The sequence below is a fragment of the Streptomyces umbrinus genome (genome assembly GCF_030817415.1).
Taxonomy (GTDB): domain Bacteria; phylum Actinomycetota; class Actinomycetes; order Streptomycetales; family Streptomycetaceae; genus Streptomyces; species Streptomyces umbrinus_A.
This window is the reverse complement of record NZ_JAUSZI010000002.1, coordinates 73,974-86,278: the sequence shown is the minus strand read 5'-3', so window position 1 is coordinate 86,278 and position 12,305 is coordinate 73,974. Positions and strand designations below refer to the sequence as shown.

Genomic DNA, 12,305 nt, shown 5'->3' with positions numbered 1-12,305 from the left:
ATCAGCCGTTAAATTGACACACCCCCAACATGGCAGGTCCTTCGAGTGACAACCGGATCAGCATTGCTGTGGTCGGGGAATACTCTGCGGGTAAATCCCTTCTCCTCAACGAGCTGTTGGGCGAAGCGGTTCAGGCCACGCACGGCATGAACGCGGCCGATGGCGGCACCGTCCTCGTCGACTTTCCGGGTATCGGCTTGACGATGGCTGAACCGGGGCCTTCCCCGCGCCTCGCCGCGGCGCAATCGCCACGGGCGCGCGATGCGGTGCACTATCTGCGACTCAGGAAGCACCTGAGGATGGCCCGGCAAAGGGCTGGCCTTACGCAGGTTCAGGCGGCCGAAGCTCTGGACTGGTCACCGGCGAAAGTCATCCGGATCGAAAACGGATCCATCGGTATCAGCGCGGCGGTTCTCCAGGAGCTGCTGCGCGTGTACGGAGTGAGCGATCCTCACCAGGTGGAGCGCTTCGCGGAAGCCCAGTGTCGAAGCCGGTGTGTCAGGCGGACAGCGTCTCCTTACGCCGAGTTCGGCACCTATGCCGAGCACTGCCTCGAAGCTGCGGTCCGTCGGAGCACGGATATGGCCGCGGCCACCTTCGGCGTCTGGCTAGCAGGCCGGGATGCAGCACAACAGTCCTGGGCGGACTATTGCGCAGCCCTCATGGCGCGGCGACCTTTCGGCCGGCTTGAGGAGTCCGTGTTCCGTGCTGTCTGCCTCCACTTGGTGAGCGGAAGGGGCGATGAGGCGGCAGGCCACATCCGCTACGGTAGGCCCCTCCTCGGCCGGCCTGCGGACCTGGGGGCGGTGTGGAGCCCGGACGCCTGTGCGGCAGCAGCCTGCCTGTCGTGGCCGTCGATGCCATCGGTATGCGAGGGCATGGAGTGGGGTTTGACGCTGGAGCCCCTCGCCGGGACGACCGTGCTGTCGGCACACATTGTTGGCCAGTGGTGGGACTCCGCCGTGACACCGCGGTGGTGCGGGAACTCTCCACATCGGGGTGGTGGGGATACCGCCACACCGCACTACAGCCCGCCCGCGTGGCTACGCATGGAGGCGGCTTGTGCGGGTGCCGCCCTGCAACCCTCAGCCGTCGTGCCGGTGGAGGACGGATGGACACCGGGCTGCTGGCACGACACTTCGGACCGGCCGCGTTCGTCGGCATCCCGAGAGCCGTCTTTGAGTCGGGATCTGGCTCTGGCGCGGACAGTGCATCCGTCCACTGCGCGGCCCCGGGAACACCCGCCCGGTTCCGGGCAGTACCGCCTCGACGGAAAGCCGGAACTGCACGCCGAATTGATAATGGCGCTCTACACCGAAGGTCACAGCAAGAACCTGCGCCTGCGCGGGCTTTTGACCTACCGGACCAGTGACCCCTACGCCGTGCACGCCGCCTTCCATGACGGCCGCGGCGAGACCATCTGGCGGCTGGCCCGCGACCTCCTCACCGACGGCCTGGAGCAGCGGGTAGGCCTCGGCGATGTCGCCGTCTGGAGCCAAGGCGCGGACACGGACGTACATCACCGGTGCACGTTCCTGCAGCTGCGCTCAGTGCAGGGCAACGCCTTGCTCGTCATGTCGAGGCAAGAACTGCGTGCCTTCCTGCTGCAGACACAACGCCTTGTTCCCCAGGGAGGGGAGTACCCGCACTGCCAGGGTGCCTTGAGCACGGTGGAAGACCAGATGCACCGGCGCGCCCGCCTCCCGGGCCGAGGCTGAGCAAGACGACGACACCGTTGCAGGCAGCGCCGGAGGAAGCGGCGTGCCCAGAACCGGGAAGAACGCGAAGCAGGCACAGGTGGGTGCATGCAGTCCTTGAAGAGGATGAGGGAAGGGCATGGCGGTTCCTGATGACGAGTGGGGACGTCCCAGACTGATCGGCGAGCCGCACGCTGCTGAGCAGGCGCAGTTCATCGCGGCACCGCTGCTGGCGGGAGCCGCAGTGGCGCTCATTGGCGTACTCGCCGCGGACGGGGCGCGGTTCCGTTGGCCTGGTCCTGCCATCCTGTGTTTCACGGCAGCTGCGATCTGCCTGATCGGCAGCATCCAGCTGGCTTTCCGCGCCCGGCGGCATCTGTACAGCCCGGCCGAACTTTACGACTGGTGGAAGGGCCAAACCCCGCCCGAGCAGGAGGTGCTGGTAGAAGAGCAGCAACGCAATTTCGAACTATGGCTGCGGTGGACCAACCGTGCTGGCACCGCCTACAACCTGGGTGTCACCGCCCTCGGAGTGGGCGCGGTCGGGCTGCTTGCTCCGCCTGAGGCGGCATCCCAGGATCACGCGATCATGCGGTGGCTTGCTACTGCTGCAGTAGCCGCCTCGGCTGGCTGGGAACTGGCCCTCACCGTGCAGCCGTGGACGAGCCGAGCAGCAGAGTGGCTCAGGAGGGAAGATCCATGATCCATCCCCCGGGAGCGTACGGGAAGCTACCGGTTCACCGCGAGGTGCGGTGCCTGCTCTGCGATCGAACTGACGAGCATCATGGCAACTGCGCCGCCCCGTATTCCGTGCGGTACGCCAGAACACGGCCTCCCCTGTGGGTTCGCATGCTGGTCGCAGAGGGCACGAAGCTCACCCCGGGGAACGTTCTTGACGTGGGCCTGCACATGAGAGAGACAGCCCGTCATCTCACCCGCACTGGTGTGAGCTACTTGCGAGAACGACCGCTGCTGCCGGAGACGCCCGGATGTCCACACTGCGGAGCGGACACTTGCACGGCACACGTGCCAGCCGGGCGGCGCCTGTACACAGATCTCGCCTTCATCGTCCACCAGGACGACTGCCTCCTGAGGGAGGTCCCAGCAGCGTGGATCGTTGCCGCGGTGGTGGCCGCGGTCCCTGTCCCGGCTGACCTTCCCAACGAGCTCCGCCCTGGCATCTCGCTGCCAGGGCTGGAGCGGATCGCCGCTGTCGGTGGGTTCTTCTCGCACCTTGTCCCTCCGGCGCAGCGCCGATGCGCGCTGTGCACCGGGCCGATCGGAGCCGACGGTTCCGGCACCGGGTCTGTCAAACGAGCGGCCCTGTCTCACATTCGGTGGTGACGGAGAGTTGTCAGGGTCGTTGACCTTCATGTGATGGGTGTCAACGAGCTTGTGCAGACGGTGTTTTCGGGTCTGTCCCCGCTGGTCATGGAGGATGTGGTGGACGAGGGTGAGCGGATCGTGGTGCGGGCCCGGACGCCGCTGGAGACCGCGGTCTGCCCGGTGTGCGGGGCCTCGTCGGGACGGGTGCACGGCTATCACTGGCGGACGGTGGCCGACGTTCCGGTCGACGGGCGACGGGTGGTGGTCCGTGTGCGAGTGCGGCGTCTGGTGTGTCCCACGCGAGGCTGCCGCCACACCTTCCGCGAACAGGTGCCCGGGGTGCTGGAGCGATACCAGCGACGCACCGCTCGTCTGACCAGGCAGGTCAAGGCCGTGGTCAAAGAGTTAGCGGGCCGGGCGGGATCACGTTTGCTGGCGATACTCGCGGTGGGCCTGTCCCGTCACACGGCCCTGCGCACCCTGCTGCGCATCCCGTTGCCCACCGGGCGGGTGCCCCGCGTGATCGGCGTCGACGATTTCGCCCTGCGCCGGCGGCACCGCTATGCCACCGTGGTGATCGACGCCGAGACCCATGAGCGGATCGACGTGCTGCCCGACCGCACGGCCGACACGCTGGAAGCGTGGCTGCGCGGACATCCGGGCATCGAGGTCGTGTGCCGTGACGGCTCAGCCACCTACGCCGAGGCCATCCGCCGTGCTCTGCCTGACGCGGTGCAAGTCGGTGATCGCTGGCATTTATGGAAGAACCTGTGCGAAGCCGCCCTGAGCGAGGTGAAAGCACACAGCACCTGCTGGGCCACCGTACTGGACGCGCCGATCTACGACGGGCCCCGCGCTCAGACCACCCTCGAACGCTGGCATCAGATTCATGGCCTGCTCGAGCAGGGCGTGGGCCTGCTCGAATGCGCCCGCCGCCTGCAACTGGCCCTGAACACCGTCAAGCGCTACGCCCGGGCCGACCGGCCCGAGCGCATGCTCCGCGTCCCCAAGTTCCGTGCCGGCCTGGTCGATCCCTACCGCGAGCACCTGCGCAAACGCCGAAGTGAAGACCCCGGCGTCCCCGTCCAGCACCTCTTCGAAGAGATCAAGACCCTCGGCTTCACGGGCTGCCTGAACCTTCTGCACAAGTACATCAACCAAGGCCGCGCGGACGCCGACCGCAGCCATATCTCGCCACGCCGGCTCGCCCGGATGCTGCTGACCAGACCCGACAACCTCAAGCCCGAGCAGCACGAACTCCTGGCCAAGCTCACCGCCGCCTGCCCCGAGATGACCCAACTGGCCTCAGATATCAGAGACTTCGCCCCGCTCCTTACGCCACACACCGACAACGCCGATGCGCTCACGCACTGGATCGCCCAAGTCCGAACAGCCGACCTGCCCCACCTACACGCCTTCACCCGGGGCCTGGAGCGGGACATCGACGCCGTGATCGCCGGGCTCACGCTTCCGTACAGCAACGGCCCCACCGAGGGCGTCAACACCAAGACCAAACGGATCGCGCGCCAAATGCACAGACGAGCAGGCTTCACCCTGCTCCGGCACCGCATCCTCCTCGGATAACAGCACACTCCGTCACCACCGAATGTGAGACAGGGCCGTTAAATTGACACACCCGCAACGCGAAGCGTAGGGCCGGTGATCTCTCCTCCTTTACGCAGTACGAGTGAATGAACCGATGGTTCCGTTCGGGGCCGGTGCCAGGTCTTTTACGGTTTCTGAATGGATCCGGGGGCTGCGGGGGAGGCCCTGCGGGCGGGGGACCGGTGGAAAGGTGCACCTGATGTCGGGGTTGGGGAAGTCGCCGGACGTGCTCAGGCTCCGGGCGGGCCGCTGCCATCGGACCTGGGCACGGACCTGGGGCGCGGTCGGTGTGGCATGTCTCGTGGGAACAGTGCTGACGTTCGGCGGGTCGTGGGCCGCCGGTAGCGGGGCGGCGCGGATGGTGACTTTCGGGCCGTCCACCGGTTGTTGGGGGTTAGCGGTCTCCCTGATGCTCCGCGCGAGGGGAACGAGCGGACGGGTGCGGACGCGTCTGCTGCTGTTGGGGGGTTCCGCGGTAGCCGGAGGTGTGTACCGGGGAGCGGTCACCGTGCTGTCGGCTCAGCCTCCGGCTTCGGGACGGGGCGCGCGATCGTTGCTGGGTTCGGTGGTGGTCACCGGAGTGACGCTGGCGGTCGGCCTGGGGATGGCCGGTCTGGTGGTCGCGGCCGATGCCGGTACAGGTCGGCACGTGTTGCTGCGGCGCGTGCTCGACGGGGTCGTCACAGCCGGGGCCGTGTTCATGACGGGATGGGTACTGCTGCGGGGGGCCGGTGACGGCTGGCGGCTGGGGACGGGGATGGTCGGTGTCCTGTGGGCCGCGGAAGTCGTGTTCCTCAGTTTTCTGTTCGCCCTGCGCCGTCTCGTACGGAGCGACCAGAGAGCCACCTTGTGGGTCGGGATCGCCGGGCTGTCCCTCATGCTGATCGGCGACACCCTGCGACTGTGGACGGTCGGCCCGCACGGCCCCGAGGTGATGTCCTGTCAGCTGGTCGACGCCTGCGCTACCGCGGGACTGCTGGTGGTCGCTGTCGGCCCTTGGGCGCCCGGCGGGGCGAGCGCCCTGGGCACCGCTCAGCCCGCGCTGCGATGGGGGATGGAGGGTGCGGCGGCGTTCATTCCCCTGACGGTCTGCACGGCCACGGTGCTGGGATATGTGCTGGCTCCGCCTGCCCGAGACCCGGTGCCGCTGTTGGTCGGCGGAACGGCACTGCTGAGCCTCTGGGCTCGCCAGAGGTTCCTGCCGAGCGAGAACACCAGAAACGACGACTGAGTCCTCGTGCGGCTGCCCTCCCCGTCAGAGGTCGAGCACCAGCCGGGGGCCGCAGCAACGCGAGACGCAGATCAGCATGGTGTTGCCCGAGGCCCGCTAGTAGGGCTTGGTCAGGTCCGTATTGGTGTGGGTATGTTGCGGTGGCAGGTGGGGCAGGCTCCGGACCAGGTGGCGAGGAGTGTCTGCAGTTCGCGGACTACCTGGTAGAGGCTCAGACCTGCACCGGTTCTTTTGGGTCTCGTGCCAGTCGTTGCAGGGTGCAGAAGGCGTGGGCGGCGGAGACGAGGGTGACGTGGTGGTGCCATCCGTTCCAGGTGCGGCCTTCGAAGTGGGCCAGTCCCAGGGCCTGTTTCATCTCGCGGTAGTCGTGCTCGATGCGCCAGCGGAGCTTGGCCAGCCGCACCAGCGTGGCCAGCGGCATCCCAGAGGGCAGGTCGGACAGCCAGAACTGCACCGGCTCACTCTCGTCGGCGGGCCATTCAGCCAGCAGCCACCGCTCGGGCAGTTCAGGATCGTCGCCGGCCTTGCGGATGCCGCGTCCGGCCGGGCGGATCCGCAGGGCGACGAACCGCGAATACATGCGCTTGAAGCCACTTTGGCTCTTGCCCGGCCGGGAGCCTTCCCGCCAGGACACCGGTCGTGCGGCCGCCTTCCCGGCCGCGATCACCAGATCCTTCACGGTCTGCGCGGGCTCGGGGTACTGCATTTTCGGTGGCCGGCCGGTGCCCGCATAGGCGGGCTGGACGGGCCGGGCGCCGGCGGGCCGGGCGCTGTGGCGAGAGGAAATCCCCACCACATAGGGCACGTTGCGCTCCTCAAGCCCCAGGCGGAAGGCAGCGGCATCACCGTATCCGGCGTCCGCGACGACAAGCGGAACATCAACACCCCAGGACCGCGTCTCATCGATCATGTCCAGGGCCAGCTGCCACTTCTCCACATGCCCCACCTGGGCGGGAATCCCGCAGCGACCGCGGCGGCCGACCTTGTCCACATCAGCCTCCGGCGAGGCCGGATCCCAGGATGCGGGCAGGAACAACCGCCAGTTCACCGCGGCCGAGGCATGATCACGGGCCAGGTGCAGCGACACACCCACCTGGCATTTGGTGACCTTGCCCGCGGTGCCGGTGTACTGCCGCGACACACACGCCGAGGCATCCCCGTCCTTGAGGAATCCGGTGTCGTCGATGATCAGCGCTTCGGGACCGATGACGTCCTGCATCCTCCAGGCCAGCCGGGCCCGCACATGCGCGGGATCCCACGGACTGGAGGTGACGAAGTGGGCCAGGGCCTGCCGGTTGCCGTCCTCGCCCAGACGGGCCGCCATCGGCTCCACCGACTTACGCCGCCCGTCCAACAGCAGCCCACGCACATACGCCTGCCCCCAACGCCGCTGATCCGCACGGAAGAACCCATCGAACAACTCCGCCGTGAACGCCGCCAAGTCCTCCCGGACCGAGGCCATCTCCTCAGGTGTCACACCATTCCAACGACGCTCACAGAGCAGTAGACACGCACCCAAAGCGAACATGACCAAGCCCTACTAGTCCTCGTCGAGAGTTGAGTCCCGGTGGTCCGGCGTACCGTCCAGCACGTCCGTCTCACAGGTGCCGCAGGTGCCTTCCCGGCAGGAGAACGCGGCCTCGGCGGTTGGCCGGACCGGGGCGAACCGCTCGATGCCCAGGGTGCCGGCGGGCCAGTCGACGCACCTCTCCTGCAGGGCTCGAAGCAGCGGCACCGGGCCGCAGGCGTGCACCAGCGTGCCCACGTGGGGCGCGCCGAAGGAGGCGAGGTCCAGCGGGCCGCACGCGTCCTGCGGCCGGATCCGACCGGTTCCAGCGCAACCGGGCACTCGCCACAGCGCGCCTCGCCCTCGCGCAACTTCACCAGGGTGACGTCGAACTTGGGTGTGCCACAGCGTCCAAAGTCTTCGACATCATGGGATGGCTGTGTCACCTTCTCCGGGAGGCGTTTATCGCCGTCTTCGGGAGTCACACATCGCCGTTGGAGAAGATCAATATCGGCGAGAACTGAAGCCGCTCACGCGTGCGAGTGCTCGTGCCGGCATGGAGGAGGCAGGGCCGTAGAGTGGACTCCTCGACAAGGCGGTAGGGGCAACGGCTGTGGAGATCACCGTCCAGTGGATCCGGACGACCTGGACGAAGGAATCACGGGGCGGGGACGCTGCGGCTCGAAGGAACGCGGCCCCGGTCGGCTTCGCACTCCCGCATGAGGCGGCTCCTCTCGCGCATGTGATCCGGATGCATGAGCGCGACGGCTTCGAGCCGTATGACAGCCGGGAAGCCCTGAGCAAGGTCGATGTCCAGCTCCGTGAAGCAGATGATCGACTGCGGGTATTTCCCCGAGTGCAGCCGCTGTTTGCCCTGCCGCCTCGGAAGCGGCGGCCACCGGGTGTCCGGCTCGTCCCTGGCCAATGGGTCCGCTGGCAGCTCAACTACCGATTCAGCAGTGCACTGGGGATTCGGGGCTGGACGTACTGGCTGGACACGTTCAACATCGCATACGGCCCGGTGAATGCCGATGTGTTCTTGTCCGCACCCACCCTGTTCATCGATGAGCGCGGACCACTCCGGTAGTTCGAGCGGACGTGGTCACCCGATGGATCGTCCTCCAGGTCGCCCCGTACTTCCGCTCCAAAGCACGCATCGACAGACCAGCACGATGGTCACGGCGGATTGCCGCGTACAGCTCGACCTTGCTCGTCGATATGTACATTCGGACCCCCAACGGGAGAAGCACACCGATCGTCCCACTGCAAGGCTTTAAGGGCCGTCAAAACTGGGCAACATCGCCCTCCGCGATACGAAGCCTCCTGCCGCATCGGACGACAAACGCCTCCCCTACTCACCTACATAGCCAATGGGAGGTGACCCAATACCCGGTCGGATGCGAACGCTGCTCGGCGACTTCCACCGCGACCTACTTAGCCTGGCGCCAAGATCACCACGCGCCTACGAATGGGCCGATGAGCTGCGCACGAAATGGAGCTGACGAGTGATAGACCTTCGCCACTACGGGCACGACGACCTGTCCCAGATTCGGCAGGTGCTCCTCGACGTGCATGCCGACATCCCCGAGTACCACGTCGGGAGCGAGTTCGACGAACGCTTCCCCTGGTTCGTCGACCACTGGGGCGGACAACCTGAGTACCGCTGTGTCATTGGCTATGACGAAACTGAGCCGGTGGGCTTCGTCTACGGCGCGCCCCTCTCTGTCAGCCTTGGGTGAGACATCCCGTTCTGCGGGGTTAGCCTGAGAGGGCCCGACAGGAGAATCGCCCCTTATGCCAAGCACCGAGCCCGTCGGATCCGACCCGGCGCCGAGGCCGAAACGCCGTACCTTCACCTCGGAGTACAAACTGCGGATTGTCGCCGAGTACGACGCCGCGCCCAGGAACGAGAAGGGTGCGGTCCTGCGCCGGGAACGGCTCTACCACTCGCATGTCAAGGAGTGGCGGGCCGCCCGGGATGCCGGGGCCCTGGAGAACCTGGTCGATCGCCGGACCAGCCCGGCCCGTGCGAAGAAGTCCGCCGCGGAGGTGGAGAACGAGAAGCTGCGCCAGCAGGTCGAGCGGCTGCAAAAGGACCTGGCCCGGAACAAGGCCGCACTCGAGGTGATGGGAAAAGCCTCCGCGCTCTTGGAAATGATCTCCGAGAGCACGGACTGAAGCACGCCGTCGATCCGGTGGTGGACACCGCGTTCACCGGCGTCGAGGACCAGCTCGGCATCACGGCCGCGTGCCGGCTGACCGGCCGGTCCAGGGCCACCCACTACCGCAGGCTGAAGCCCCCGGCGGCCCGCACACCCCCGCTCCCACGCCCAGGCGCAACCGTCGGCTCTGACCGATGAAGAGCGTGCAGCGGTGCTGGAGTTGATGAACAGCGCCGAGTACGCGGAGCTGCCACCCGCCCAGATCTGGGCCCGTGAGCTGGACGCGGGTCGCTATCACTGCTCGGTTTCCACGATGTACCGGATCCTGCGCGACAAAGGCCAGTCCGGCGAGCGGCGCCGTCAGGCCACCCACCCGGCCAAGGCCGTACCCGAACTGGTCGCCACCGCCCCCTCGCAGGTCTTCACCTGGGACATCACCAAGCTGGCCGGACCGGCCAAGGGCAACTGGTACCACGCCTACGTCATCATCGACATCGTCAGCCGCTACATCGTCGGCCACACCGTGGAACGCGCCGAATCAGCCGACCGGGCCGAGGAGTTGATCCGGGACACCATCGAACGCAACGGCATCGTGCCCGGGACCATCCACGCCGACCGGGGCACCTCCATGACGTCGAAAAAGGTCTCCCAGCTGCTGATCGACCTCGGTGTCACCCGCAGCCATTCCCGGCCCAAAGTCTCCAACGACAACCCCTACAGCGAGGCCCAGTTCAAGACCACCAAGTACATGTCCGACTACCCGGAACGGTTCGATTCCCTGGCGCACGCCCGCGAATGGTTCGACGCGTTCACGTCGTACTACAACCATGAGCACCGGCACTCGGGTATCGGCTGGCACACGCCTGTCAGCGTCCACTTCGGCACCGCCGAGGAGGTCCGCGACCAGCGCGCTGTCACCCTCGCCGCGGCATACACCCGGCACCCCGAACGCTTCGGCCGCCGCCCCACACCACCCGAGATACCGCAGAAAGCGTGGATCAACGACCCCGCCAAACGCAGGGAACCAACACCACAGATCTCATAGCACCACAAACGTCTCACTGGACTTGAAATCTTCCGCCCGGTCGTCCACCGGCTGGCCGCCTGATCACGAGCTTCCCGAAGGAGAACCCCGCCCATGACGGCCTCTACGGCCCCGTCTCAGGCATCGACAAGTACCTGGACGCTGCCTGCGCCGCGGTCGGCAGCGAGATCGCCCGCACCGACGGCAAGTCGAGCCTGTTCTCCGAACCAGCTCCGGGGTCCAAGGGCGAGCGGACAAAGCGGGCGACGCGCCAGTTCACGTTCCGGGTCACGGTTGCGAAGGCAGGGGCTGTGGTGCTGTCCGGGCATGATGCCTACCAGTGGGCGGATACCTTTGCGCTGCCATCGGTGTTCGATGAGGTGCGCACGCTCATCGAGCGGTACGCCAAGACTGCGCCTGGCGGTTTCACTATCGGTCCTCCTGGAGCTTGAGCATCTCGAAGAACACGGAGGTCGGTCGCTCCCCGGCCTACGAGGTCGTTGCAGCTTCAAGGTTCTCCGAGCGGTCTACGAGTTCTCCCTGCGTAGCGCTGGTAGTTCCCCGAGTGTGGTCCGGGCCACCGAAACTGCCCGGTCCAGCCCGTCGGGCAAGTTGAGTGGAAGCTGGCTGATCTCGCGACAGATGCGCTCAGCGTCATCCAGGAACAGTCTGATCGCGCCCTTAGGATCCCAGAAGTTTGCGTTCACTCGATACCCACGGCTGAGTGCGTCCAGATCGGCGGGCAGATCCCCGGGCGTCCGCGGGGGGTTGGCGATCCAGTCGGACGGTTCCATTCCGCGTGTCGCCATCTCCTGGTCGATCCTCCGCCGAAGCTCATCGACCTTTGCTCGGAACTCGGTGATGCGTTTCCTGATCGCCTTCTTGGTGGGCACCGGGAGGAGGTTTCCCGGGCAAGCCACGGCGAGCGGGCGAAACTTCACTTGCCGGTCGTCGGCGTTATAGAGCACGTGCAGGCGCAGCATATACAGCGAGATTGCGCCGGGGGCTTCGTGTGGATAATCGTCGCCTGGCGGGATCTCGGTATTCAGACGGACATGGAAACGGTCGGCCTCGCCTGCACCGATTACCTGGGAGAGGCCAACGGTGATTCGGGTGCCATCGGCGTCCTCGGGCTCCGGGAGCTCGACGTCGTAAGTCGCGGACGGCGGCAGCCACACACCCCCTGAGGTGTCCGCGTAGGGCAGCAGATCGCCGAACGCCGTGATCCGGCATGCCCACAGCACCTCCACGACCATTCTCTTGAGTACTGCGGACTCACCGCCGCGGTTTCGCAGCTTCAGGTCAACCACTGGAGGGTCCATCCATCTGGCCGGGCGGTCCGGCACCGAGACGTCGATCAGCTCCACCCGCGGACCCTCGCCCGACGGTGACACTGCCCTCCGAGCCGGGGCGCGCGGTGCTGGCTGGGGCGGCTGGGAGGTGGCCCGCTCGCGGGCGGCTTGATCGCGGGCGCGCTGCAACTCGGTCATCAGCCGCCTCGCGTCCTCATCATGTCCGCGCACGAACTCCTGCATCGCGTCCCGCTCGTGTTGGCGCGCGATCTCCAGGGGGGTCGCGTCGACTGCTTCCACATCCGCCCGTCGTGGCCGGCGCGCACGCAGGACGGCCCACGCCCCGATAGCCGCCGCAATGACCGCACCCGACACGCCGATAAGTACGTCCATCATGTTAGAGAGTATGACCGAGCCCTCGACGAAATTCCTTGGCTCCAGGGGGAGGTGGCAGCGACCGA

At 66.8% G+C, this 12,305-nt stretch carries 10 protein-coding genes and 1 pseudogene; 8 read left to right on the top strand and 3 right to left on the bottom strand.

The genetic code is table 11. From position 1 onward, the window contains the following. The first annotated feature begins 29 nt into the window (after positions 1-29). The 4 genes from QF035_RS00945 (at position 30) to QF035_RS00930 (ending at position 5,859) form a co-directional block, all read left to right on the top strand. Complete coding sequence (locus QF035_RS00945) at positions 30-1,718, top strand: SsgA family sporulation/cell division regulator (RefSeq protein WP_307517489.1); 1,689 nt, start codon at positions 30-32, stop codon at positions 1,716-1,718. A 118-nt stretch (positions 1,719-1,836) separates the two neighbouring features. Next, a complete protein-coding gene (locus tag QF035_RS00940; protein WP_307517488.1) occupies positions 1,837-2,400 on the top strand; it encodes a hypothetical protein in 564 nt (187 codons plus the stop codon). 674 nt (positions 2,401-3,074) lie between these two features. Further along, complete coding sequence (locus tag QF035_RS00935) at positions 3,075-4,607, top strand: ISL3 family transposase (protein WP_307517486.1); 1,533 nt, start codon at positions 3,075-3,077, stop codon at positions 4,605-4,607. Between the two features lie 460 nt (positions 4,608-5,067). Further along, positions 5,068-5,859: a hypothetical protein gene (locus QF035_RS00930; RefSeq protein WP_307517484.1), complete on the top strand. Its 792-nt coding sequence runs from the start codon at positions 5,068-5,070 to the stop codon at positions 5,857-5,859. Between the two features lie 211 nt (positions 5,860-6,070). Here QF035_RS00930 and QF035_RS00925 read toward each other — a convergent pair whose 3' ends face one another. Continuing rightward, positions 6,071-7,321, bottom strand: a complete 1,251-nt coding sequence (locus QF035_RS00925; RefSeq protein ID WP_307517482.1) for an IS701 family transposase — start codon at positions 7,319-7,321, stop codon at positions 6,071-6,073. Between the two features lie 81 nt (positions 7,322-7,402). Beyond that, positions 7,403-7,681 (bottom strand): annotated as a pseudogene (locus QF035_RS00920) (flavin reductase family protein); the annotation flags it as partial. Positions 7,682-7,979: 298 nt separating this feature from the next. On the opposite strand from QF035_RS00920, the gene QF035_RS00915 reads away from it, so the two are divergent. The 4 genes from QF035_RS00915 to QF035_RS00900 all read left to right on the top strand — a co-directional run bounded on the left by QF035_RS00915 (position 7,980) and on the right by QF035_RS00900 (position 10,573). Continuing rightward, a complete protein-coding gene (locus QF035_RS00915; protein WP_307517480.1) occupies positions 7,980-8,453 on the top strand; it encodes a hypothetical protein in 474 nt (157 codons plus the stop codon). Between the two features lie 418 nt (positions 8,454-8,871). Continuing rightward, the gene (locus tag QF035_RS00910) at positions 8,872-9,105 is read left to right on the top strand and encodes a hypothetical protein (protein ID WP_307517479.1); all 234 of its coding nucleotides are present in this window, start codon (positions 8,872-8,874) and stop codon (positions 9,103-9,105) included. 55 nt (positions 9,106-9,160) lie between these two features. After that, positions 9,161-9,544: a hypothetical protein gene (locus tag QF035_RS00905; RefSeq protein ID WP_307517478.1), complete on the top strand. Its 384-nt coding sequence runs from the start codon at positions 9,161-9,163 to the stop codon at positions 9,542-9,544. A gap of 195 nt (positions 9,545-9,739) precedes the next feature. Beyond that, the gene (locus QF035_RS00900) at positions 9,740-10,573 is read left to right on the top strand and encodes a DDE-type integrase/transposase/recombinase (RefSeq protein ID WP_307517476.1); all 834 of its coding nucleotides are present in this window, start codon (positions 9,740-9,742) and stop codon (positions 10,571-10,573) included. Positions 10,574-11,079: 506 nt separating this feature from the next. On the opposite strand, the gene QF035_RS00895 is transcribed toward QF035_RS00900, so the two are convergent. Then, on the bottom strand, positions 11,080-12,240 hold the full coding sequence (locus QF035_RS00895; RefSeq protein ID WP_307517475.1) for a hypothetical protein: 1,161 nt from the start codon (positions 12,238-12,240) through the stop codon (positions 11,080-11,082). Positions 12,241-12,305: the final 65 nt, after the last annotated feature.